The sequence below is a fragment of the Arthrobacter sp. K410C genome (assembly GCF_059090105.1).
On the sequence record NZ_JBNHFJ010000023.1, the window covers coordinates 1 to 24,098 of the forward strand.

Here is a 24,098-nt window from a genome sequence, read left to right on the forward strand (position 1 = left end):
GTCAGGACCAGCCGCGCCGGGGGTGAGGAAGTGAGCTTCCAGGGCCGCCGCGCCGGCGGCGTTCAGGCCCGTGGCCTCGTCCACCAGGACCTGGGCGTTCTGCCACGACACCGACCCGGCCTGCAGCGCATCCAGCGCCGCAGGCAACGAACTGGTCAATGCGTGCGCGGCACCAAGCAATGAACTTGCTGCGCGTTCGCCGATGGTCAGGACGCAGGCGACCTCGGCGACCACGGCCATCTGCTGCCCGGTAACCCATTGCGGGCTCGGGTCCGGGTCCGCCAACGCAGCCGCAGCCTCCACGTGCCCGGCCACCAACCGCACCTTCACAGCCGCGGTGGCCGCCTCGATCCTGCTAATCAATGCCAGCCCATCCAGGCAGTCATCAGCGAACCGGCGCAAGGGATCAACACCATCGCCCAGACGTGAGTCAGCGGAAGCGGCAGGCGAAGCACCCGCAACGACGCCGGCAAGCTCGTCAGCGAACCCGGCCACCGACGCAACGGCAGCGAGAATCGCGTCCCTGCCCTCTGCGCCCTGCGCCGTGCCGTCCATACCCAAAAGCATGGCAGGAGGGTCCGACAATTCCCGGGCGGGCTTTATGCCCCGGTCCCCGGTTTCATTCCAGCGCCTGTTCCACCCGTTCCACGCCACAGGCAGGCATCCACGTCGAACGGCAGCAACTGGTCCTGTTCGGCCATCAGGTTGGCCCCATGGGCTGTAACGCGCCGCATGTAGTGCCGCCGGCACAGTGTCTCGTAACCCACTACCGGGACATGACCGCTTTCCACAGTGGCTGACGGGTCCATGGCCATGTCAACATCACCCACCACCACCTGGGCACCCTCGGTGACCATGACGCCGTCGACCGTCCTGGCGTTGTGCGTGGCGCGCCGGCCGCACCAGCACAAGGCCTCGACCTGGAGCACCTGCACCCGGTCCGCCAGTTCGATGAGCCGCTGGGAGCCGGGAAACAGGCGGGTGCGGAAGTCGGCCGTAATGCCGAAGGCGAAAACGTCGACGTCGATCTCGTCAACCACCTTGGCGAGCTGTTCCACCTGCTCCGGCGAGTAGAACTGCGCTTCGTCGCAAATCAGGTAGTCCACACGCTGCCCCTGGGTGCGCCGGCGCATGACTTCCTCCCAGAAGTCGGTGCCGTCCCCTACTTCCACCGCATCCGTCTGGAGGCCGAGGCGGCTGGAGATGCGGGATTCACCGGCGCGGTCGTTGCGGCTGAACCGGACCCCGCCCCGCCCCCTGGCGCGGTGGTTGTGATCCATCTGCAATGCCAGGGTGGACTTGCCGCTGTCCATGGTGCCGGAGAAAAAGACGAGCTCAGCCACGGCGCGCGCCCTTGCCGCCGGCGGTGAAACACAGCAGCGGCACCTCACGCTCGGCCTTGGTCAGCGAGCCGTGCTGGCCCACCACCTCCATGGCGGCGGGGCGGCTGCGCCGCGTGTCGTACAGGGCCAGGCTGTCCCGCGCGGCAATCATGACGTCGCCGATCCTGCCTTCGACGGCGGGACGCACCGGGCCGAAGAGGCCGGCGGACAGCGCATCCTCCCGGGTGAACGCCCAGATCCTGCCGCGGAAGCGGGCACGCCAGGCTGCCAGCAGGCGGTCCCGGTCTGCGCCCTCTTCGAGGTACAGGTGCACCATCCGGGGCTCGCCCGCCGTGTGCCGGACACCGTCCACCAGTTGGGGGTCCGCGGAGTAGTCGATGCGGTGCTGCTCCGGCACGTCCAGCATCCCGTGATCGGCCGTGAGGAGGATGGTGGTGCCGGCCGGAAGGGACACGCTGAGCCGCTTCACGGTCGCGTCCAGTTCCTCGATCTGGTGCTCCCACTGCTCGGAGCCGCAGCCGTAGCGGTGCCCTGCCTTGTCCAGCTCGTTCAGGTAGAAGTACATCAATGACCGGTCGGAGCCGGCCATTGCTTCGGCGGCTGCGGCCGTGCGGGCGTGGGAGGTGGTTCCGGACACGAACCGGCCGCCGCGGAGGGCGGCGCGCGTCATGGGAGAGTCACCGAACTGCGGCAGGCTAATGGTGGTGACGTCCACTTCGCCGGCGGCGCGCTCCAGCACCGTGGGGAACGGCTGCCAGGACTCGGGGTCCACACCCGGATCCCAGTTGCCCAACAGGTTGACCACCTTGTCCTGCTTCGGATCGAGCACGTCGTAGCCCACCATGCCGTGCTGGCCGGGCGGCAGTCCCGTCCCGAAGCTCGACAGTGCCGCGGCCGTGGTGGAGGGGAAAGCCGAATCGAGCCACACCGGAACGTCGCCCTGCCCGGCCTGGATCACCGACCGCAGGAAGGGGGTGTGCGCTGTTTTCTGCTTCAGCAGGCTCCGCCCCAGGCCGTCGGCCAGGACCACGCAGACGCGCTGGGCCGACGGCAGGCCGAGCGTGTTCGTGAAGCCGTCGACGCCGAGGCTGGCCGCGGCGCTGGTGAGGACTTCGGCGACCGAGCGCCGGCCGTAGGCGGGGGCGGAAGGCAGGTCCAGCGCCTGGCCTGCGGGGGCAAGAGGGGTACTGACAGCCTGGTGCCGGTCTTCAGGCATCAACGCTGCTGGTGGCCGCGGCTGAGCCGGGTGCCGAAGACACCGGCGCGCGGGCGTGGCGGGAGCGACTGCACATGGGGTGCCGGGGCGCTGGAGCCGGTGTTCACCGCGCGCAGGGCACGGGCGAAGAGCTTGGCGTCCTGCACCGCCTGCAGGCCGTCGGCCTCGGCACTGATCCGCAGGACAATGTCCTCCTGGGCGATGGTGCCGGTGTAGCCGTGGTCCGCTTCGCACTGCGGATCCCCGCAGCTGGCAGGGCCCATGTCCAGCCGCTGGCCGCCGGACCAGGCGATGGACAGCGTGAGTTCGCGGACGGGGTCGGAGGGCTTGTAGTTCTGCGGCTGGGAGTACATGTAGCTGAGGACCACGGAGCGGATCTGCGCCACAGGCACCGATTCGGTGGAGATCTGGGCGACGATCTGCTCGCCGGCATCGTCCAGCTGCTGGTCGTCGACATGCGTGATCACCAGCATGTCCGAGGTCAGGACCAGTACGGTGATGTGGCGGCGGACCTCGGCACGGTCGAAGTGGGTTTCCAGGTGCACCAGGTGGGCCACGCAGTCGCGTCCGTCCAGTGCATCGTCCACGACGTCGGCCACCAGGCGGGGGTAGAAGCCGGCCTTCTGCAGGGCGTCGTCCAGGCTCTGGCCCTGGGCACCGTGGCTGTGTGAGCTGTGGTGGCGGACGGCCTGGTTGTCATTGCCGGGCGTTTCGGGCGCCGACGCGGGAGGCTGTGAGCTCATGACCCCTATTTTCACAGATCGGCCATACACATTGCGAACCGCACCGGTCCCGCACGCGCGGGCTCAGCCCAGCATGGCCCGGCGTGCGCTGTCGGTCCGCTGGGCGGCGTTGCCGATCCGGACGTCCGCGGCAAGGATGGTGGCGCCCGACGTGCCGCACAACACGGGATTGAATTCCACCAGTGCGATCTCGGGGTGGTTGTCCTTCATCCAGGCCAGCCTGCCGGCCAGGTCCTCCAGCGCTTCAACGTCGACGGCCGGCAGTCCCTGGTAGGCGAACAGCTTCCGGGCAGCCCGGGGCGCGCGGATGAAGTCGTGCACGTCGGCGGCGGACAGGGGCGGCACCCGGTGCGCCCAGTCGTCGAGCAGGCTGGTGGCGTCACCGGCCAGCCCGAATGAGACCACCGGACCCAGCAGCGGGTCCTCGATGGCCCTGAACGTGCACGCCTGGCCCACAGGCGCCATGGACTGCACCTCCAATGCCGGGTCGCCGTAGGCGGCGAGCGCCCGGCGCATCTGGAGGACGTTCTGGCGAAGAGACTCCGGGTCCTGGATGTCGAGCCGCACTCCACCCAGGTCGAGCCGGTGCCGCAGCGCGGGAGCGGTGGTTTTCAAAGCGACGGGCCAGCCCAGTGCGTCAGCCGCCTCGACGGCCTGCTCCGGGGTATCGAAGCCCACGGACGGGAGCAGCCGGATGCCGTAGTGGCCCAGCAGGGACGCTGCCGCTGCGGGGTCCAGCTGCTTGAGCTGCTCGCCGCGGACATCCCGCAGGAGGACCTCGATCTCGGCGCGTGCCTGCTGCGGGTCGCAGCCGGCGGGTTCCACGAAATGTCCGTGGTCCCGCGATACCCACTCCGCATACCGCACCACGGCCGCGAGCGCAGCCACCGCGGCGCCAGGGTTCGAGTAGCACGGGACGGTGTGGTCAAGCGACCCCACCATGCCCTCGACGTAGACGGAGGGGTCCAGGATGCCGGTGAACGCCGCCACCACGGGCTTCCCGGCGGCGGCCGAGCATTCGGCCAGCACTTCGGCAATGCTGTCCACCGTGAGGCCCCGCGCGGGCAGGAGCGCAGCCACCGCCGCATGCACGGCATCCGATTCCAGCGCCTTCAGCAGCTCCGCGCGCAGGGCCGGCAGGGCGACGGACCGTCCGGCGTCGAGATCAACCCCGGCCACCAGCTGCGCGACGCTAAGCCCCTGGTCGGTGGCGCTGTCCGCCACCACTTTGCCCAGCGCCTGCGAGTTGCTGAAGATGGCGATGCCCGGGCCGACGGGAAGCGGTTGGCCGGATACAACCTGCGCCACGTCCACCAGCTGCTCGATGGTCTCCACCCTGATGACGCCGGCCTGGCGCAGCATGGCATCCAGTGCCCCCACCGGCGCCTGGGTTGTGCGCACGGCGTGGCCCGGGGGAAGCCGCAGCCCCATGGTGTCCGATTTGGCCACGATCACCGGTTTGGTCCGGGCCAGCCGCCGGGCGAGTCGCGAGAACTTGCGCGGGTTGCCGATGGATTCCAGGTAGAGGCCGACGGCGGAGGTATCGGCGTCGTCCTCCCAGTACTGCATCATGTCGTTCCCGGAGACGTCCGCCCTGTTTCCCGCGGACAGGAACGTGGACAGGCCCAGCCGGCGCCGGCTGGACGCGGCGTAGAGCGAGACGCCGATGGCGGCGGACTGGCTGAAGAGGCCGAGGCTGCCGCGCAGGGCCAGTGTGGGCGCCATCGACGCGTTGAGCGAGACGTCCGGGTGCGTGTTCACGATCCCCAGTGAGGCCGGGCCAATGACGCGCATCCCGTTCGCCCGGGCCTGCCGCACCAGGTCCCGCTGCCGCTGGAGGCCGCGTTCGCCGTCGTCCGCGAAACCTGCCGAGGCAATCACCAGGCCCTTCACCCCCGCCGCAGCGCAGTCGGCCACGACCCCCGGAACTTCCTCGTAGGGCACCGCAACGACGGCCAGGTGCACCGGATCCGGGACTTCGGACAGGCTGCCATAGGACAGCATGCCGGCCAGTTCGAGGGCCTCGGGGTTGATGGCGTAGACCGGCCCCGGGTACTTGCCTTCGATGATGTGCTCGAGCAGCTGGTAGCCCACCGTGCCCCATTTGCGGCTGGCACCAATGACGGCAACGGACGTCGGCGTCAGCAGGTCGCGCACGCTCCTCGCCTCCGCGCGGTGCTCGCGGGATTCCATGACGGCCCGGGATTTCTCGGTGGGGTCGATGTTGAACTCAAGGCTGACCACGCCGTCGTCGAAATGCCGTTTGACGTCATAGCCGGCGTCGGAGAAGACCATCAGCATCTTGCGGTTCTCCGGGAGCACCTCGGCGGTAAACCGGCGGATCCCGTTTTCGTGCGCGGCCGCGGCAAGGTGTTCCAGCAGGATGGAGCCCAGCCCCCTGCCCTGGTGCGCGTCGGCGATGTTGAACGCGACCTCCGCCTCCGCGGGATCATCCAGCCGGTCGTAGCGGCCGATTCCGATGATTTCCCCGCGGCTGGTGATGACGAACGCCACCCGGTCCTTGTAGTCCACCTCGGTGAAGCGTTTGAGCTCCTTGCTGGACAGCCGGGCCTTGAAGGCGAAGAACCGCATGTAAATTGAATCCTGGGACTGGCGCATATGGAACGCCTGGACCGCATCGGCATCCGAGGGATGGATGGGGCGCAGGTGCGCTGTTCCGCCGTCGCGCAGGACGACATCGGCTTCCCAATGTTCCGGATATTCGCCGTCCCCGGGCTGATCCACCATAGGCTTAGCCTAGCCAAAAACTTCCGGAGCACTCCGGAAAGCTGCACAGTAACCCCCAGAAGGATTCACCAACCCCATGGCCCGCCGCCAAAGTTCAGCCCCTCCCGTGGACACCACCCCCTACACGGAGAACATCGTGGATATCGATGTGACCTCCGAAATGGAGGGTTCCTTCCTGGAGTACGCCTATTCCGTCATCTACTCCCGCGCGCTCCCCGATGCCCGCGACGGGCTGAAGCCGGTACAGCGCCGCATCCTGTACATGATGAGCGACATGGGCCTGCGCCCGGACCGCGGCCACGTCAAGAGCGCCCGCGTGGTGGGCGAGGTGATGGGCAAACTGCACCCGCACGGCGATACCGCCATCTACGACGCCATGGTGCGCATGGCGCAGGACTTCTCGCTCCGGCTGCCCCTGATCGACGGGCACGGCAACTTCGGCTCGCTCGACGACGGCCCGGCGGCTCCGCGGTATACGGAGGCCAGGCTTGCTGCCGCCGCCCTCACGCTCACCGACCACCTCGACGAAGACGTGGTGGACTTCGTCCCCAACTACGACAACCAGCTGACCCAGCCCGATGTGCTGCCGGCGGCGTTCCCCAACCTGCTGGTCAACGGCGCTACCGGCATCGCCGTCGGCATGGCCACCAACATGGCACCGCACAACCTGGTGGAGGTCATCTCCGCCGCCCGGCACCTGATCGCCCACCCGGACGCCACGCTGGATGACATCATGCGCTTCGTGCCGGGCCCGGACCTGCCCAGCGGTGGCCGGATTGTTGGACTGGACGGCATCCGCGACGCCTACGCCACCGGACGCGGCTCCTTCAAGACCCGCGCCAAGGTGGAGGTTGAACAGCTCTCCGCGCGCCGCACCGGACTGGTGGTCACCGAGCTCCCCTACATGGTGGGCCCGGAGAAGGTGATCGAAAAGATCAAGGACGCCGTCAACGCCAAGAAGCTGACCGGCATCAGCGACATCGTTGACCTCACCGACCGCAAGCACGGCCTGCGCCTGGTCATCGAGCTGAAGAACGGCTTCAACCCCAACGCGGTCCTGCAGCAGCTGTACCGGTACTCGCCGATGGAGGACTCGTTCGGCATCAACAACGTCACCCTGGTGGACGGCCAGCCGCAGACGCTCGGCCTGGTGGACCTGCTGCGGGTGTACGTGAACCACCGGATTGACGTGGTGCGGCGCCGGACCGTGTTCCGGCTGGGCAAGAAGAAGGACCGCCTGCACCTGGTGGAGGGCCTCCTCATCGCCATCGTGGACATCGATGAGGTCATCCAGATCATCCGGTCCTCGGACGAGGCAGCCGCCGCGCGCGCCCGCCTGATGTCCATCTACGACCTCTCCGAAGTCCAGGCGAACTACATCCTGGAGCTGCGGCTCCGCCAACTCACCAAGTACTCACGGATCGAGCTGGAGAAGGAGCAGGAGGAGCTGCGCCGCGAGATCGAGGAACTGGAGGCCATCCTCGGCTCCGAGGAACTGCTCCGCGGTGTGGTGTCCGACGAACTGGGCGAGATTGCCGAACAGCACGGCACCCCGCGGCGCACCGTCCTGCTGGAATCGGAAGCCGTGTCCCCTACGGTCGCCGCCGAACTGGCCGGCGCCAACGGCAAGAAGGGCAAGCCCGCACCGCTGGCCCTGGAGATCGCTGACGATCCCTGCTGGGCCATCCTCACCGCCTCAGGCCAGATCGGCCGCACCAGCAATCAGGAGCCGCTGGCGGAGGCGGGGCCGCGGAGCAAGCACGACGTGTTCACCTCCGTTGTGAAGACGTCGGCCCGCGGGGAAATCGCGGCCGTCACCTCCCAGGGGCGGATGCTGCGCCTGCAGGTGATGGACATGCCCGTCCTCGCGGCCATGTCAGGAGTGCCCAACCTCGCCGGCGGCGTGCCGGCCAAGGACTTCCTCACCCTGGTCAAGGGCGAAACCCTGGTGGCGTTTGCCCCGCTGGACGAGGTCCTGGCCATCGGCACCGCCCAGGGCGTGGTGAAGCGGGTCCAGCCCGACTACCCGCTCAACCGCGAGGACTGGGAAGTCATCGCCCTGAAGGACAAGGACTTCGTGGTGGGCGTGGCACCCGCCGGGGCTGACGACGCCGAACTGGTGTTCCTCACCCGCCAGGCACAGCTGCTGAAATTCCCGGCAGCCAACGTCCGGCCCCAGGGCCGCACGGCGGGCGGCATGACCGGCATCAAACTGGGCGCTGACGACCGCGTGCTCTTCTTCGGTGCGGTGCAGCCCAAAGACGAGGCCGCCGTCGTGGTCACCATTGCCGGCAGCAACGGCGCCCTGCCGGGCACCGCTCCCGGCACCGCCAAGGTGACGGCTTTCTCGGAGTACCCTGCCAAGGGGCGTGCTACCGCCGGCGTCCGGGCGCACCGGTTCCTGAAGGGCGAGGACACGCTGCTGCTCGCGTGGGCCGGCCATGGCCCGGCAAAGGCGTCCTCCGCGGCGGGTGTGGCCAGGTCCCTGCCGCAGGAGCACGGCCGGCGCGACGGCTCGGGCGTGCCGCTGTCCCAGCCGGTGGAAGCCGTGGGTCCTGCGATGGCATGGCCAGATCCCGCCTAGACTGCTGCCATGCCTATCGTTCCTGATGAAAAGGACTGGACCTGGGTCCTGACGCGTCCCTGCCCGGAATGCGCCTTTGACGCCTCCACCGCCACGCCGTCAACGGTCCCCGGGACCATTGCGAACATGCTGCCTCGGTGGCGGGCGGTGCTACGTCGGCCCGATGCGGCGGAGCGGCCGAATGACCACACCTGGTCGGCGCTGGAGTACGCCTGCCACGTCCGGGACGTCTTCAGCCTGTTCGACCAGCGGCTGAACCTCATGCTCGAATCGGACGAGGCCCGGTTCGAGAACTGGGACCAGGACCGGACGGCCATCGAGAAGGATTACGCCAACGCGGACCCCGCGGTGGTCAGTGCCGAACTCGCGGCCGAGGGCAACCAGGTGGCCGAGTCGTTCGCCGGCGTCCGGGAATCGGAGTGGGGCAGGAAAGGGCTGCGCAGCAACGGCTCCGAGTTCACCGTCCTGACGCTCGCCCAGTACTTCCTGCACGACGCCGTCCATCACCTCCACGACGTGGACGGCTAAGCGTTTCCTGCGTTTGCTCCCCTTCGGGAAGCCACCAGGGCGTCTTCGTCGTCCGGCGCCGCGCGCAGGACGAGCCGGGCATCTTCCGGCTGGATATCGGCCGGGTTGTGCGTCACCAGCACCACCGTGCGGCCGCGCAGCCCGTGCCGCAGGTCTGCCAGCATGTGGCGGGCGGACCCGGCATCGAGGTGTGCTGTGGGCTCGTCCAGGAGGATCACTTCCGCCCCCGTCATCAGGGTCCGGGCCACGGCGAGGCGCTGGCGCTCTCCCCCGCTGAGGAACGCGCCGCCGGGGCCGATCCGGGTATCGAGGCCGTCGGGCAGGCGCTCCATGAGGCTGGTCAAACCCACGGCCCGGATGACGGCGCCCATCTCCGCCTCCATGCCGGCCCCGCTGTGGTCCGCGGGGCGTCCCAGCAGCAGGTTGCCGCGGATGGTCGAGTCGAAGAGGTGTGCCTCCTGGGGGCACCACGCGGCCCGGCCCGTCACGCGTGCCTCGCCCGCCGCCGCAGGGAGGAATCCCAGCAGGACCGAGAGCAGGGTCGATTTCCCGGACCCCGAGGGACCTGTGACGGCGAGCCAGCGCCCCGGTTCGGCAACGGCATTGAGGCCCGTGAATACGGGCCTGCCGCCCGGCCATGCGGCGGCGAGGTTGTCCAGTTCGACGCCGGGACGGTTTCCGGTGCGGGCCGGCACCGCGTGGAGCCCGTCGGAATCGTCCGCGGCCGGGTCCAGGGCTGCCAGCGCGCCGGATTCCTCCACCCGCTGCAGGACTGTCCGCAGCGCCGGGAACTGGCGTACCGCCGTCGTCGTGGCTGCGTAGGGTTCCACCAGCGCGAGGAGGAGCAGGACCACCACCGCCGCGGTTGCCGGCGCTATCCGGCCATCGAACACGGCCGGGGCGGCGAGCCAGGCGGCCGCGAGGGCAGCGGCACAGCAGGCGGCCGTCGTGACAGCGTGGCCCAGCCCGTCCGCCCAGGCGGATCGCCGGGACGCCGCAGTGGCGTTGGCGTCCTGCCGTTGCAGGTCCTCCAGGACCAGGGGCGCCACGCTGTTGGCATGGAGTTCCGCGCGGGCGTCCAGTGCCGCCGAAATGCGGCGCAGCACGCCGGAGCGCAGGATCTGCTCCGCCGTAGCCGACTTCCGGTCGCCCCACAGGGCAACCGCCGGGGCGAGCATCAGGCTGGCAAGGGCGGCAGCGATCACGGCAGGCAGCGCGGACGGCACCAGCAGCCAGGTGGCGGCCAGCGCGAGCACGGACACAGCCACTGCGGTAACCGGCGGCAGGACCACGCGGGGAAGCAGGTCACGGATGGTGTCGACGTCGTCAATCACCGTTCCCAGCACGTTGCCGCCCTGCAGCAGGCGGCGGAGTGCCAGTGCCCGGCGGCTCAGCGACTCCCACAGCCGGCCCCGGAGCCTGGTGAGGGCCGCGAACACGGCGTCGTGCAGGAGCAGCCGCTCCCAGTACCGGAACACGGCACGGCCGATGCCGAAGAACCGGACACCCACGATGGCTGAGAGCAGGTACAGGATGGGCGGCTGCTCGCTGGCCCGGATGATCAGCCAGCCGGAGAGTCCGGACAGGGCGACGGCGAAGACCGCCGCCAGCGTGCCCACCGCGGCCGCGCCGCCGAACTTGCCCTGTACCGGCGCCAGCAGTGCCGCCACGAGCCGGACGGGCGCCCGCCGCTGCCCGCCTGTACTGACCTCCCGGGCGCGGGGGCCGGGTCCTGCCGGTCCGCCACGTGATCCGGCGGGTGCAATCAGGGTGGCATCGCCGGCGGAACCGCGGGTAGCGGGCAGCGGTTGCGGGCCCGGGTCCCCTGCTGCCGGAACGTCCGGGACTGTGCCGCCTACAGGGACCAGGTGGTCCGCGAGGGCGCGGGTACGGTCATTGTGCGCCACCAGGATCACCGTGACCTGGCCCCGCAGCCTGCGGATGGCATCCTCCACCGCCAGTGCCGACTCGTCGTCGAGGTGCGCAGTGGGTTCATCGAGCAGCAGGACCGCGGCGCCTGCCTCGATCCGGGCCAGCCCGCGGGCCAGGGCAACCCTGCGCAATTCGCCTGGGCTCAGCTCAGCGGGGTGTTTAGCGGCCAGGTGCCCCGCCGCGGCCCGCACCAGACAGGACCTGGCAACATCCACTGTCAGCGCCCGGTCCCGCGAATACCGGGCGTGGGCGGACAGGTAGAGCAGCACCTCGTCCATAACGGTGTCGGCCACCAACACAGGATGCTGCGGGACCCAGGCCACCGCGGCACGGTCCAGGCCTTTGACGGAACCGGTGACGGACGTGCCGCCGCCGTCGCCGATGGTCCCGGCCAGGACACCCAGGATGGTGCTCTTCCCCGCGCCGCTGGGCCCGCCCAGGGCGGTGATCCGGCTCTGCGGCGCCTCGAAGCTGAGCGGTCCGACGGCGGCCCGGGACCTTCCGCCGAAGGTGACAGTGAGCGCGGAGACGGTAATGGGGGCGCCCGGCCGTCCTGCCCGCACGGCGGCAAGCGGCCGGGGCTCAGGTGCCTCGGTCACGGCCGTCACCTCTGCGAGCGCCACGCGGCCGTCATCGCTGGCATGGTGGGCGGTACCCAGTTCACGCAGCGGAAGATAGCAGTCCGGGGCGAGGATCAGCGCCAGCAGCCCGGCCTCAAGCGGCATGTCGCCGTGCACCAGCCGCACGCCGATGAACACCGCCACGACAGCAACGGAAATGGTGGCGATCAGCTCCAGGGCCAGGGCGGACATGAAGGCCGTCCGCAGGGTACCCATGGTCCGGAACCGGTACTCCTCGGAAATCTCCTCCAGTGCCCTGCGCTGGGCGGACGCGCGTCCCAGCCCCACCAGCACCGGCAGTCCCTTGGCCAGCTCCAGCATGTGGGCCGAGAGCCGGGCCAGCGCGGACTGCGCCTCGCGCACCTTGTCCTCGGTGTACCGGCCGATCAGCACCATGAAGAGCGGCACCAGCGGCACGGTGAGGACGATCACCACGGCGCTGACCCAGTCGGCAAAGAGAATCCGGGCGCCCAGCAGCAGCGGGATGGCGGCGCAGTTCACCAGGGCAGGCAGGAACTGGGTGTAGTAGCTGTCCAGCGCGTCCAGTCCCCGGGTGGCCAACACCGCCAGGCCCCCGTCCGCCGGACCGGTGCCCCGGGTACCGTTCCGCAGTGCCCGTTCGAGCAGCCCGGACCGCAGTTCCTCCTTGATGCCCAGGGCGGCCCGGCGGGCAGCAACGGCCTGCCCCCACGCAGTGAGCGAGCGCAGGACCACGCCGGCCAGCCCCGGGATCATCTGCCCGGCCCAGTCCGGTTCCGCTGCGGCCAACCCCGCCAGCGCGGAAGCCACGGCCTGGCCGATCAGGACCAGCGACAGCGCCTTGAGCGCTGCCAGGAGCCCGAGCCAGTAGAGGGCGGAGCGGGTGGCGGGACCGGCGGGGAACGTTGGCCGCACGTCAGCCCTTCGTGGTGAACGCCCTGGCGGCCACTGCCGGCAGGAAGCTGTGGGCCTCCGGGATGGACGCGGCGCTGACCCGGCGGCGGAACACCCAGTAGGTCCAGGCCTGGTAGGCAATCACCAGGGGCAGGCCGAACGCGGCGACGATGCTCATAAGGCCCAGAGTGTAGTCCGATGAAGAGGCGTTTGAAATGGTGAGGTCGAAGGCCCGGTGCAGGGTGGACGGCAGGACCACGGGAAACACCGCGCCGAAGATGGATGCCGTTCCGAGCACCAGGAACACGCCGAGCGCCAGGAACGCTTTGCCTTCGGCTCCGGAGCGGGACAGCAGCCAGGCCGCGGCGGCGGCTGCGACGGCGAGCAGGACCGCTGCCCAGGTCCACGGTTTTCCGTCCAGGAACTGGATGCTGAGCGCCCAGGCCGTAATGGGCAGGAGCAGGACCGGCAGCAGCCGGATGAACCACTGCCGGGCACGGTGCCGGACCTCGCCGTCGGTCTTCAGCGCAAGGAACGCGAGGGCGTGGACCAGTGAGAAGCCCACCACTGCGAGCCCGCCCAGGACCGCGTAGCCGCTGAACCAGGCGAAGGGGCCGCCCTCACGGTCGCCGTTCGCGTTCAGGGGCAGTCCGGTGGTGGTCAGGGCCAGGGCGGCGCCGACGCCGAAGGCAGCGAAGAAGGATCCCAGGGCGATGGCCCAGTCCCACCGGGCCCGCCAGCGGTCAGTGTCCACCTTGCCGCGGTATTCGAAGGCCACCGCACGGAAGATCAGGGCCACCAGGACCACCAGCAGCGGCAGGTAGAGGGCGGAGAACAGGGAGGCGTACCAGAGCGGGAAAGCGGCGAACGTGGCACCGCCGGCCGTGAGGAGCCAGACCTCGTTGCCGTCCCAGACCGGCCCGATGGTGTTCAGGAGCACGCGGCGTTCGGTGTTGTTCCGGGCGAAGGCCTTCATCAGCATTCCCACGCCCAGGTCGAAGCCCTCGAGGAAGAGGTAGCCGGTCCACAGCACCGCGATGGCGATGAACCAGATGGTCGGCAGCAGTTCCATAGTTCGTTTCCTCTGCTTTGTGTTCGGCTGCGGCTAGTAGGCGAAGGCCAGGACGTCGTCAGCGGGTTTGGCGCTGCCCGGTCCGCCGGGGCCTGGGGTGGCGTCCTCGTTTTCGTCCGCCGGGACGTGCGCGAGCTCCGGCATGGCGGAGACCACGCCGCCGCGGATGTACTTGACCAGCAGCTTCACCTCCACCACCAGCAGGACGGCGTACACAGCGGTCAGGGTGATGAGCGAGGCCAGCAGTTCCCCGGCCGAGACGCCCGGGGAGACTGCTGCCGCGGTGAACATGAACACCTGGTCGATGCCGTTGGGATCCGGGTTGGGGGCAACCACGAACGGCTGACGGCCCATCTCGGTGAAGATCCAGCCGGCCGCGTTGGCGCCGAAGGGGGCCATGATGCCCATGACCGCAAGCCGCATGAGCCACGGTGACGAGGGCACGGTGCCGCTGCGGGTGAGCCACAGAGCCACGAGGGCTGCCAGGGCCGCGAGTCCGCCGAAGCCGATCATCATGCGGAAGCCCCAGTAGGTGACTTCCATGACCGGCAGGTAGTCGATTTCCTGGCCGGCACGTTCGCCGTAGATGGGGTTGTCCGGCAGGTGGGTGCCGTAGTTGGCCTGGTACTCGGGGAGCAGGGTGTTGACGCCCTTGACCTCGGTGGTGAAGTCACCCTTGGCAAGGTAGGAGAGGATGCCGGGCACTTCGATCAGGGCCACAATGTCATCGCAGTCCTGGGAGCCGAGGTTGCCGATGCTCAGGACGGAGAAGCCGGTGCCGTCGTGGCAGGCCGCCTCCGCTGCCGCCATCTTCATGGGCTGCTGTTCGAACATGAGCTTGCCCTGGAGGTCGCCGGTGAGGGCGGTGCCGGCGAAGGAGATCATGGCCACCACGGCGCCGATGCGCAGGGACCGGATCCAGACCGTGTGGTCTGCGCGGTCGCGGCCGGGGATGGTTGTGGACTCCCCCGGGATGACCTTGCCGCCGGCACCCACGGTGTCGACGCCGTCGCGCCGCCTGCGCCAGAGGTGGTACCAGGCAATGCCGAGCAGGAAGCCGCCGGCCACAGCCAGGGCGCCGAAGAGGGTGTGCGGCACGGCCACCAGCGCGGTGTTGTTGGTGAAGACAGCCCAAGCGTCGGTCATGACCGGCCGGCCGTCCACCATTTCCACGCCCACGGGGTGCTGCATCCAACTGTTGGCCACGATGATGAAGTAGGCGGAGAACACGGAGCCAACCACGGCGATCCACAGGCAGGCCAGGTGGATGGCGGGCTTGAGCTGCTTCCAGCCGAAGATCCACAGTCCCAGGAAGGTGGATTCGACGAAGAAGGCCAGGAGGGCTTCGAGGGCCAGCGGGGCTCCGAAGACGTCGCCGACGAAGCGGCTGTATTCGCTCCAGGCCATGCCGAACTGGAATTCCTGCACGATGCCGGTGGCCACGCCCATGATGAAGTTGATGAGGAACAGCTTGCCCCAGAACTTGGTCATGCGCAGGTACTCCGGCTTGCCGGTGCGGTGCCAGACGGTCTGGATGATGGCCACTACCAGGCCCAGGCCAATGGTCAGCGGGACCATCATGAAGTGGTAGACCGTGGTGATACCGAATTGCCAGCGTGCGATTTCCAAGGCGTCCAAGGCAGTCCCTACTGTGAGCAGATGCACTTTTCTACGTTTCGTAGAACTCTAACTTCTACCGAGTGTAGAACAACGCTGGAGCGCTGTAAACACGCGCGCCTCGCGCTGCGAAAGCCAACCGTGCGCCACGCCACACTGTTCTACTCAACGTAGAAAGTAGCGACGGTTCGGGGTAGATTTATAGGTGTAGTTGAAGAAACCGCGTGCAGTCACCGGCGCCAGCAGGGCGCACGGTGCGGGGAAACAAAGGAAGAGTGCGATGGCTAGTCTTGGTGAACTGGAACGGGCAGTAATGGATCTGCTCTGGGCGGGCCAGGAAGCTGCTACGGCGAACACCCTGCGGGACCAGCTGGCCCGCACGTCCGCAGGGCAGGGCGGTTCCGCGCACGAAGGCAAGGAACTTGCCGTCACCACCGTGCTCACGGTGCTGTCCCGGCTGGAAAAGAAGGGGCTGGTGGAGCGTGAACGCGGCACCCGGCCGCACCGCTACCAGGCCGTCTCCAGCCGTGCCGAGCACACCGCGGAGCTCATGCATGAAGTCCTGGGCTCGGCTCCGGACCGCGAAGCCGTGCTGGCACGCTTCATTGGCTCCGTATCCGAAGGTGAAGCCGAAACACTGCGCAAACTGCTTGGCCACCTCTAGCCAACCATGTTCTGGGCCTCGTACCTGCTGGCGGTCCTGGCGGTAATACTGGCCTGGCCGGTACCCATCCTCCTGTCGCGCGCACAGTGGCCCGCGCGCTCCCCGTTCACGGCCATGCTTCTCTGGCAGGCGATCGCCCTCGCCGGCGGGCTCTCCATGATCGGGGCCATGCTGGTCTACGGGCTCGAACCGATCGGCGACAACCTGATCGCCGGGCTCCGGGCACTGGCCGCGATGGTGTTCTTCAACGCGCCCACCACGGCCCTGGGATTCTGGCACATCTTCGCTTTGTCAGCGGCCGCACTGCTCACGGCCCACCTGGTCTTCACCCTGCTGCTCACGTACTACAAGATTGAGCGGCAGCGCCGGCGCCACCGGGAACTGCTGGCCCTGCTGGCCTCCCCCTCAGGGCAGGACGCCGCGACCCTGGTCATCAGTCACGACTCCCCTGTGGCCTATTGCCTGCCCGGCGGCGCCCGCTCGGTGACCGTATTGTCGGACGGATTGATGGCCGCCCTGGAGCCGGCCGAGCTGCGGGCCGTCCTGATCCACGAGAACGCCCATCTCAGTCAGCGGCACCACCTGCTCCTGTGGGCCTTTGCGGCCTGGAGGCAGGCCCTGCCCTGGCTCCCCACCACCCGGCTGGCCCAGGAGTCCGTCAACTCCCTGATTGAGATGCTTGCGGACGACGTCGCCCTCAAGAGCGAAAGCAAAGCCACCCTGATCAAGGCCATTGCCATTGTTGCCAGCGGTTCGGCGCAGGGTGCCGGGTCCGAGCTCGCTCCGGCTTCCTCCACGGCGGCCCTGGCCGGGCTGGACCCCGGAAATGGCGTCCTGGCGTCGGATTCAGCGCGGACCACCGCTTCGCGGGTCAGCCGGCTGCTGTCGCCGCAGCCCCAGCTGCCGGGCGCCGTGCGCAGCCTGGTGCTGACCGGTTGCGTTCTCCTGCTGGCCCTCCCCACGGCCCTGCTGGTGGTTCCTGGCCTGCTCGGCTGAACATCCCGCCGTCGGACGCTCCGCCGGGGAGCGCCGCGGCAGGCACCGCCGGGTCAGGCGTCGATGCGCTCCCGGTCCAGGCTGGCGGCGCCCGCGATGATGAAGTCCTTGCGCGGGGAGACGTCCGAACCCATCAGCAGGTCGAAAATCTCCTCCGCCTGCTTGGCGTTCTCGATGCCCACCTTGCGCAGGGTCCGGTGCCGCGGGTCCATGGTGGTCTCGGCCAGCTGTTCCGCGTCCATTTCGCCCAGGCCCTTATACCGCTGGATGGGCTCCTTGTACCGCTTGCCTTCCTTGGCCAGGCGCGCCAGCAGCACATGCAGCTCAGCCTCCGAATAGGTGTAGATCATCTCGTTGGCCTTCTGGCCGGCGTTGATCACCTCCACCCGGTGCAGCGGCGGCACGGCCGCAAACACCCTGCCCTCGTCGATCATGGGCCGCATGTAGCGGAAGAACAGGGTCAGCAGGAGGGTGCGGATGTGCGCGCCGTCCACGTCGGCGTCGGTCATCAGGATGACCTTGCCGTAGCGTGCGGCGCTGATGTCGAAGCTGCGGCCTGAACCGGCTCCCACCACCTGGATCAGCGCGGCGCACTCGGCGTTGGAGAGCATGTCCCCCACGGAGGCCTTCTGGACGTTCAGGATCTTGCCGCGGATGGGCAGCAGGGCCTGGAAGTCGGAGGACCGGGCGAGCTTGGCCGTTCCCAGCGCCGAGTCCCCTTCCACGATGAAGAGTTCGGAACGTTCGACGTCGTCCGTCCGGCAGTCGGCAAGCTTGGTGGGCATCGAGGACGTTTCCAGCGCGTTCTTGCGCCGCTGGGTTTCCTTGTGCACGCGCGCCGAGATGCGCGACTTCATCTCGTTGACGATCTTCTCAAGCAGCAGCGCCGTCTGCGCTTTGTCGTTCCGGTTCGAGGAGGTGAGCTTGGCGTTGATTTCGCGCTCCACCACCTTGGCAACGATGGCGCGGACCGCGGAGGTGCCCAGGATTTCCTTGGTCTGCCCCTCAAACTGTGGTTCGGCCAGCCGGACCGTCAGAACGGCTGTGAGGCCGGCGAAGATGTCATCCTTCTCGATCTTGTCGTTGCCGGCCTTGAGCTTGCGGGCGTTGTTTTCCACTGCCTTCCGGAAGGTCTTCACCAGGGCCTGCTCGAAGCCGGACTGGTGCGTGCCGCCTTTGGGCGTGGAGATGATGTTCACGAAGCTGCGGACGGTGCTGTCATAGCCAATCCCCCAGCGCAGGGCAACGTCCACTTCACAGTCCCGCTCCACCTCGGCCAGCTGGCTGTGCCCGCGCTCGTCCAGGACCGGGACGGTTTCCTTGAACTTGCCCGCACCGTGGAGCCGCCACACGTCGGTGACGGCGGGGTCGGCCGCCAGGAAGTCGACGAACTCGGAGATGCCGCCGTCGTGGTGGAACACTTCCTCGTGCGGTCCGGCCGCCCCCGGGGTTCCGGCGATCCTGCGCTCATCACGGACCGTGAGCTTGAGCCCGGGAACCAGGAAGGACGTTTGCCGGGCGCGGGCCACCAGCTCGTCGTACGAAAACTTTGCGTCCGGGGTGAAGATCTGCCGGTCCGCCCAGTACCGGATTCTGGTGCCGGTGACGCCGCGCTTGGCTTTCCCCACAACGTCAAGGACAGAGTCTTCCACGAACGGAGTGAAGGGCGCGGCCGGGTCAACCCGGGAACCCGTGTCCTGGAACCGGCCAGGCTCGCCCCGGCGGAAGGACATCTTGTAGGTCTTGCCCCCGCGGTCCACCTCTACGTCCAGCCGTGAGGAGAGGGCGTTGACCACCGATGCGCCCACACCGTGCAGGCCGCCCGAGGCCGTGTAGGAGCCGCCGCCGAACTTGCCGCCAGCGTGCAGCTTGGTGAACACTACCTCGACGCCGGTGAGTCCGGTCTTCGGTTCCTTGTCGATGGGGATGCCGCGGCCGTCGTCATGGATTTCCACCGAGTTGTCCGCGTGCAGGATGATCCTGATGTCATGGCCGAACCCTGCCAGCGCTTCATCCACGGAGTTGTCGATGATCTCCCAGAGGCAGTGCATGAGGCCGCGGGAGTCGGTGGAACCGATGTACATGCCGGGGCGCTTGCGGACGGCTTCCAGGCCCTCCAGCACAGACAGGTGCCGGGCAGTGTAGTCAGAACTTGGTGCCACTGGTGTTGAACTCCTTCAGGTAAAGCGGGCGCTGAAAGCGCTCCCTCTAGGGTAGTCGGCCCCGGCCCGGACGGCTGGCTGCCACACTGCGGAGGGGCCTGTGCAGCGCACCACTGACCCACCGCTCGGCCTTCCGTGGTGAATCTTGACTGAACCTTGCGGATACGCGCACAGCGAACTTGCCCCATCCTTGCGATGGTTTTGTTACGAATACTGGTTATATAGACGTACTGATCTACTAAGGAGGCCGATATGACAACAGCAGTGGCGGACCGCACGCTCAACGCCCTCGACCGGTGCGATCGTTGCGGAGCCCAGGCATATGTCCGGGTTGTACTCGAGTCCTCCGGCGGTGAGCTGCTGTTCTGCGCCCACCACGCCCGTGCGGTCGAGGCTACCCTGAAGCCGTTGAGCTCCGACTGGCACGATGAGACGGCCAAGCTTCATGAGAAGGCTGCCGTAGAAGTCGACTAGTTGCACCGAGACTTATCGAGGGAATGGGATTCCTCCGGCCGGAGGGGTCCCGTTCCTCTTTTAACCCGTTTTTAGACCCGCGTCCGCTGTCACCAGCATCTTCTGCGCGCCGCGTCCCGGCGCAGCACTGGCAGGTCCTTTAAGCAGCAACGCGGGCCATTCCGCGCCTGGGAAATTTCCGTTCCCGGGCGGGAATGGCCCGCTTTGCCCTGCTGTGGCCTAGTCCAGGTAGTCCCGGAGCACCTGCGACCGGGAGGGGTGGCGGAGCTTGGACATGGTCTTCGATTCGATCTGGCGGATGCGCTCACGCGTGACGCCGTAGACCTTGCCGATTTCGTCTAAAGTCTTCGGCTGCCCGTCGGTGAGGCCGAACCGCATCGCCACGACGCCGGCTTCGCGCTCGGACAGGGTGTCCAGTACGGAGTGCAGCTGCTCCTGCAGGAGCGTGAAGCTCACGGCGTCGGCCGGAACCACGGCTTCCGAGTCCTCGATCAGGTCGCCGAACTCGGAGTCACCGTCCTCGCCCAGCGGGGTGTGGAGGGAAATGGGCTCGCGGCCGTACTTCTGGACCTCCACGACCTTTTCAGGGGTCATGTCCAGTTCGAGTGCCAGCTCTTCGGGCGTGGGTTCGCGGCCCAGGTCCTGGAGCATCTGGCGCTGGACGCGGGCCAGCTTGTTGATGACTTCAACCATGTGGACCGGGATGCGGATGGTGCGGGCCTGGTCCGCCATGGCGCGGGTGATGGCCTGCCGGATCCACCAGGTGGCGTAGGTGGAAAATTTGAAGCCCTTGGTGTAGTCGAACTTCTCGACTGCACGGATCAGGCCCAGGTTGCCTTCCTGGATGAGGTCCAGGAAGAGCATGCCGCGGCCGGTGTAGCGTTTGGCGAGCGACACCACGAGGCGGAGGTTGGCCTCCAGCAGGTGGTTCTTGGCGCGCTTGCCGTCGTGGATGATGAATTCCAGTTCCCGCTTGTACTTCGGGTCCATGGAGCCGTCGTCGGCGGCAATCTTCTCTTCGGCGAACAGTCCGGCCTCGATGCGGAGCGCAAGGTCCACTTCCTGCTCGGCGTTGAGCAGGGCGACCTTTCCGATCTGCTTGAGGTAGTCCTTGACGGGGTCCGCGGTGGCACCCGCGGACATGACCTGCTGCACCGGGGCGTCGTCGTCATCGGCATCAGAGTAGACGAAGCCCTTGCCGCTGCCGGCAACGGCCTTGGCAGGATCGGCCTCAACATCGGCGTCGGCGTCCTCAACCGCTTCCGGTCCCTCGAGGATGATGTCGTCGAGGTCCTCGACCTCTGCCTCGTCAGGGTCAACGTCACCGGCGGAAGCCTTGTTCGCGGCCTCGGCCGCCGCCTTGGCGCCGGGCTTGGGCCCGCGCTTCTTCGGCTCGCGCTTGCCGTCCGCGCCGGCAGATGCCTTGGTGGCTGCCCGCTTGGCGCCGGTCGCAACCTGCTTGTCCTCGGCGGACAAATCGTCCTGGGCGGCGGGGTCCTTCTTCGTGGAAGACGGGGTCACAGAAAACCTTTCTAGCGGTGGTCTGTGGAATCGCCATACGGGCAACACCACTATGACCCTGTCAAGTCCGTGGTGAAAACCAAGCGCCACCACGGCCGGCAGAGTCACTTAAGACAACTGCCGAAGCCGCTGCAATGTTCCCCGGAGGGCACATCCACAGGCACTCGATACACGGACCCAACCGGGTCTCGGCATCCATTGTCTCATGTTTTCCCCGGATCGGGCCTCTCCAATGACCTAATCACCGCCGCGCGTTCCCACTCCGCTGCCCATGCACCGCCAGATGCCGTCCGTCCGCGTACACAGCCGCTGCTTGCTGCCCGCTTCCAGGCTGCAGTGCCTGTTCAGAATTTTTGCCAGGCCGCTTCTTTCCGTCCGGCCCAGCCGCAAATTGCTCCCCGGCCCACCAGTTCAAGAAGGAGCTCGGCCAGGCGGTACCCCGGCTGGATCTCCAAGGCGGACGCAAAATGCGCGGCGGCGTAAGACCCCCGACCGCGGCACCAGGAGATCCATCCGCGAAGCGTCAGCGACGCGGCGGCGGCAGGCCCGCCAACCGCCGCGAGGTGTTCGAGGACCACGTCCAGCGCGTTGAGCCCGGCCCAGTCCGGCACATCAGGCCGGATACCCATCAGTACGTCGGCGTAGCCCGGATTCGGGCCCTTCGCCTGAAGTGGCTGGGGCTTCGCAGCGGGACACGGGATTGCCGGAGACACCGGGTGGGAACCGGCGCCGTCCCCGACGATGCCGAAAAGGGCGGCACCCGTTTCGGCTGCATCCTTCCCTGCAGCTGCCATCACCAGGACCGCATCCCGCCAGCCCGGGGTCAGCAAGGATGCCCGCAGGAACGCGTCGCGTTCCACCTCCGGAAGCCACGGTTCCCCCTTCGGCCTGGCGAGCACGGCCTCCCACAGGTCCAGGACCGCCAGAAGCTGCGCCCTGCTCCCCCGGCGGAAGTCGAGTTCTTCAGCCCACCCTGCCTCGGCTTCGAGGACAGCCTCGCGGTGCAGGCTTGGAACGGTCCGGGCAGTGGCAGATTGTGCCGGGGCGGATTGCGGCCCGGGGGCGGGCCCCACGCTGCTGCCGCGGTACACCATTTCCGCGTTCAGCGGGCTGTCCAGGATCTCCTGGAGGGGCCTGCCGGGCACGGGGCAGCACGTGGCATCGTCGCAGTACGCTTCCCGCCAGTAATCGGTGCCGACATACCAGGCCTCCCGCACAGGCATCGTGCCCTGGAGCATGGAGTCCAGTTCCGCAAGAAAGTGGCCGTAGGTGGCCGCCGCCGAGGCTGCGGCGCCGCCGGTAAAGACGGCCACCAGCGCGCCGTCCGCCTCCGTGTCAGCCTCCAGGTAACCGCGGACCATTAGGAGATATGTGCCGGGAGCGGCCAGGACCGGACCTGCCGGCAGGTCCAGCCGGAGCGTGGCCCCGAGACTCTTGCCGTGCATGGTGATGACCACGAGGCTGGCTTTGGGCCAGTAGCCCAGGGAATGGGGTATGAACCCGAGGACATCCTGGGGTCCGGTGATTCTGAGTTGTTCAGGAGCTGTCATGGCTCCAGCATTCGCCCGGGAGTGCAGGTGCTTCAGCAGGAATTTTCCCTATGTGGGTAGTCCCGCCGGTGGAGGACTAGTCGCCGTTGCCTGGGGGAGACGTCTGCCGGCGCCGGGCGAGGTTCTCGCGCCGCTGCCGGGCCAGGGCTGTGCGCAGTGGTGGAACCACCACGCCCTGGGCTGCCATCTGCCGGCGGACCTTGCGCCGGCACACCAACGTGGCTGTGGCCCCGAATCCCAGCAGCAGGAATTGGACGCTCAGGGCGATGCGGAACGGGTCCAGCCCGTACAGGACGCCGTTGGAGAAGCCGCTGGCGTACAGGACGTCCAGGACAAGCCCGATCAGGTAGATGGCAACCAGCGCAGCGATGAATCCGCCCACGTTCACTATGCCGGTGGCGGTTCCGATCCGATGGGCCGGGTTGAAGGTGCGGGCGAAGTCGAAGCCGATCATGGAGCCCGGGCCGCCAATGGCCAGCGCGACCACCAGGGCGGCGAGCAACCATAGCGGGGCACGCCCGGGCGTCAGCAGGACCGCAGCCCAGGCGGCGGCGGTGGTGGCTGCGATCAGCAGGACCATGGTGGAGCGGCGGAGGGGATGCCGCGACACGAAGCGGCCGATGAACGGGCCCACGGCCATCCCGGCGGCAACGTAAAGACCCATCAGCCCCGCCACCGTGCCGGCTTCCAGGCCCTGGCCGGAGATGAGGAACGGGTAGCCCCAGGTCATGGCGAACACCGTGCCGCTGAATTGGATGGTGAAGTGGCTCCACATCCCCAGCCTTGTTCCGGGCTGGCGCCATGCCCGGGCCAGGGAAATACCGGTGGCCTTGAGCCCCTGCTGCGCCTGCGGCCGCTCCGTCCCCGGCGGGACGTCCTTCAGGAGCACCACCACCAGGACCACTGCCAGGGCGGACAGCCCAGCCAGCATCAGGAAGGCCGGGGTCCAGCCGGCCGCATGCAGGACGAAAGCGAACGGGATGACGCTCACCAGCTGGCCCAGCTGCCCGGTCATGCCCGTCAGCTGGGTGACCAAAGGAACCCGCGCCGGGGCAAACCACAGCGGGATCAGGCGGATCACCGAAATGAATGTCATGGCGTCGCCGGCACCCACCAGGACCCTGCCCAGGATCCCGCCCGGGATGCTGTCGGCGAAGGCAAGCTGCAGCTGGCCCAGCCCCATGAGGACGGCGCCGCCGGCGATCATTGCCCGCGAGCCGAACCTGTCCACCAGGAGTCCCACGGGAATCTGCAGCGCGGCGTAGACCAGGAGCTGCAGGACGGTAAAGAAGGAGATGGCGGACGCCGTGGCATTGAACCGCTCCGTGGCCTCTAGCCCCACCACGCCGAAGGACGTGCGCTGTGACACGGCCACCAGGTACCCGAAGATTCCGACGGTCCAGATCAGCCATGCTCGGGGTGCAGTCACGCCTTCATTATGCCCGCATGCCCGGC

16 protein-coding genes and 1 pseudogene are annotated in these 24,098 nt (G+C 68.1%); 5 read left to right on the top strand and 12 right to left on the bottom strand.

What is annotated here, in order from left to right:
* The 5 genes and pseudogenes from AC5RU7_RS19430 to AC5RU7_RS19450 form a co-directional block, all read right to left on the bottom strand.
* A pseudogene (locus AC5RU7_RS19430) lies at positions 1–567 on the bottom strand (HNH endonuclease signature motif containing protein); the annotation flags it as partial.
* A gap of 32 nt (positions 568–599) precedes the next feature.
* Entirely contained in the window at positions 600–1,343 is a 744-nt protein-coding gene (locus AC5RU7_RS19435; protein WP_494053619.1) for a thymidine kinase, read from the bottom strand.
* Positions 1,336–2,559 carry an alkaline phosphatase family protein gene (locus tag AC5RU7_RS19440; protein WP_494053620.1) on the bottom strand — a complete coding sequence of 408 codons (1,224 nt, stop codon included), beginning with the start codon at positions 2,557–2,559 and terminating at the stop codon, positions 1,336–1,338. The genes AC5RU7_RS19435 and AC5RU7_RS19440 overlap by 8 nt, the downstream gene beginning before the upstream one ends.
* On the bottom strand, positions 2,559–3,302 hold the full coding sequence (locus tag AC5RU7_RS19445; protein ID WP_494011018.1) for a DUF5998 family protein: 744 nt from the start codon (positions 3,300–3,302) through the stop codon (positions 2,559–2,561). Before AC5RU7_RS19445 ends, AC5RU7_RS19440 begins: the two co-directional genes overlap by 1 nt.
* Before the next feature lie 63 nt (positions 3,303–3,365).
* The gene (locus AC5RU7_RS19450) at positions 3,366–6,050 is read right to left on the bottom strand and encodes a bifunctional acetate--CoA ligase family protein/GNAT family N-acetyltransferase (protein ID WP_494053621.1); all 2,685 of its coding nucleotides are present in this window, start codon (positions 6,048–6,050) and stop codon (positions 3,366–3,368) included.
* A 76-nt stretch (positions 6,051–6,126) separates the two neighbouring features.
* On the opposite strand from AC5RU7_RS19450, the gene AC5RU7_RS19455 reads away from it, so the two are divergent.
* Both AC5RU7_RS19455 and AC5RU7_RS19460 read left to right on the top strand, forming a co-directional pair.
* Positions 6,127–8,634, top strand: coding sequence for a DNA gyrase/topoisomerase IV subunit A (locus AC5RU7_RS19455; protein ID WP_494053622.1), 2,508 nt, complete (start codon positions 6,127–6,129; stop codon positions 8,632–8,634).
* 9 nt (positions 8,635–8,643) lie between these two features.
* Positions 8,644–9,162: a DinB family protein gene (locus tag AC5RU7_RS19460; protein ID WP_494053623.1), complete on the top strand. Its 519-nt coding sequence runs from the start codon at positions 8,644–8,646 to the stop codon at positions 9,160–9,162.
* On the opposite strand, the gene cydD is transcribed toward AC5RU7_RS19460, so the two are convergent.
* Genes cydD through AC5RU7_RS19475 form a run of 3 tightly spaced genes read right to left on the bottom strand, consistent with a single transcriptional unit; the run spans position 9,159 to position 15,297 of the window.
* On the bottom strand, positions 9,159–12,608 hold the full coding sequence (cydD, locus tag AC5RU7_RS19465) for a thiol reductant ABC exporter subunit CydD (RefSeq protein ID WP_494053624.1): 3,450 nt from the start codon (positions 12,606–12,608) through the stop codon (positions 9,159–9,161). The genes AC5RU7_RS19460 and cydD overlap by 4 nt on opposite strands.
* Position 12,609: 1 nt before the next feature.
* Positions 12,610–13,659, bottom strand: a complete 1,050-nt coding sequence (gene cydB, locus AC5RU7_RS19470; RefSeq protein ID WP_494053625.1) for a cytochrome d ubiquinol oxidase subunit II — start codon at positions 13,657–13,659, stop codon at positions 12,610–12,612.
* A gap of 33 nt (positions 13,660–13,692) precedes the next feature.
* Positions 13,693–15,297: a cytochrome ubiquinol oxidase subunit I gene (locus tag AC5RU7_RS19475; protein WP_494053638.1), complete on the bottom strand. Its 1,605-nt coding sequence runs from the start codon at positions 15,295–15,297 to the stop codon at positions 13,693–13,695.
* Positions 15,298–15,556: 259 nt separating this feature from the next.
* On the opposite strand from AC5RU7_RS19475, the gene AC5RU7_RS19480 reads away from it, so the two are divergent.
* Entirely contained in the window at positions 15,557–15,940 is a 384-nt protein-coding gene (locus tag AC5RU7_RS19480) for a BlaI/MecI/CopY family transcriptional regulator (RefSeq protein ID WP_494011012.1), read from the top strand.
* 6 nt (positions 15,941–15,946) lie between these two features.
* Positions 15,947–16,936, top strand: coding sequence for a M56 family metallopeptidase (locus AC5RU7_RS19485; protein WP_494053626.1), 990 nt, complete (start codon positions 15,947–15,949; stop codon positions 16,934–16,936).
* 53 nt (positions 16,937–16,989) lie between these two features.
* Here AC5RU7_RS19485 and AC5RU7_RS19490 read toward each other — a convergent pair whose 3' ends face one another.
* Positions 16,990–19,098, bottom strand: coding sequence for a DNA gyrase/topoisomerase IV subunit B (locus AC5RU7_RS19490; RefSeq protein ID WP_494053627.1), 2,109 nt, complete (start codon positions 19,096–19,098; stop codon positions 16,990–16,992).
* A 252-nt stretch (positions 19,099–19,350) separates the two neighbouring features.
* On the opposite strand from AC5RU7_RS19490, the gene AC5RU7_RS19495 reads away from it, so the two are divergent.
* Positions 19,351–19,572, top strand: a complete 222-nt coding sequence (locus AC5RU7_RS19495; protein WP_009358954.1) for a DUF7455 domain-containing protein — start codon at positions 19,351–19,353, stop codon at positions 19,570–19,572.
* Positions 19,573–19,791: 219 nt separating this feature from the next.
* On the opposite strand, the gene AC5RU7_RS19500 is transcribed toward AC5RU7_RS19495, so the two are convergent.
* The 3 genes from AC5RU7_RS19500 to AC5RU7_RS19510 form a co-directional block, all read right to left on the bottom strand.
* Entirely contained in the window at positions 19,792–21,093 is a 1,302-nt protein-coding gene (locus tag AC5RU7_RS19500; protein WP_494053628.1) for an RNA polymerase sigma factor, read from the bottom strand.
* Between the two features lie 344 nt (positions 21,094–21,437).
* Positions 21,438–22,643, bottom strand: a complete 1,206-nt coding sequence (locus AC5RU7_RS19505) for a DUF4192 family protein (RefSeq protein ID WP_494053629.1) — start codon at positions 22,641–22,643, stop codon at positions 21,438–21,440.
* 76 nt (positions 22,644–22,719) lie between these two features.
* On the bottom strand, positions 22,720–24,072 hold the full coding sequence (locus AC5RU7_RS19510; RefSeq protein WP_494053630.1) for an MFS transporter: 1,353 nt from the start codon (positions 24,070–24,072) through the stop codon (positions 22,720–22,722).
* Positions 24,073–24,098: the final 26 nt, after the last annotated feature.

Bases quoted from the DNA above. Each gene is read 5' to 3' on its own strand.
- AC5RU7_RS19440 (WP_494053620.1), bottom strand. From the start codon at position 2,559: ATGCCTGAAGACCGGCACCAGGCTGTCAGTACCCCTCTTGCCCCCGCA.
- AC5RU7_RS19445 (WP_494011018.1), bottom strand. From the start codon at position 3,302: ATGAGCTCACAGCCTCCCGCGTCGGCGCCCGAAACGCCCGGCAATGAC.
- AC5RU7_RS19450 (WP_494053621.1), bottom strand. From the start codon at position 6,050: ATGGTGGATCAGCCCGGGGACGGCGAATATCCGGAACATTGGGAAGCC.
- AC5RU7_RS19455 (WP_494053622.1), top strand. From the start codon at position 6,127: ATGGCCCGCCGCCAAAGTTCAGCCCCTCCCGTGGACACCACCCCCTAC.
- AC5RU7_RS19460 (WP_494053623.1), top strand. From the start codon at position 8,644: ATGCCTATCGTTCCTGATGAAAAGGACTGGACCTGGGTCCTGACGCGT.
- cydB (WP_494053625.1), bottom strand. From the start codon at position 13,659: ATGGAACTGCTGCCGACCATCTGGTTCATCGCCATCGCGGTGCTGTGG.
- AC5RU7_RS19480 (WP_494011012.1), top strand. From the start codon at position 15,557: ATGGCTAGTCTTGGTGAACTGGAACGGGCAGTAATGGATCTGCTCTGG.
- AC5RU7_RS19485 (WP_494053626.1), top strand. From the start codon at position 15,947: ATGTTCTGGGCCTCGTACCTGCTGGCGGTCCTGGCGGTAATACTGGCC.
- AC5RU7_RS19495 (WP_009358954.1), top strand. From the start codon at position 19,351: ATGACAACAGCAGTGGCGGACCGCACGCTCAACGCCCTCGACCGGTGC.
- AC5RU7_RS19505 (WP_494053629.1), bottom strand. From the start codon at position 22,643: ATGACAGCTCCTGAACAACTCAGAATCACCGGACCCCAGGATGTCCTC.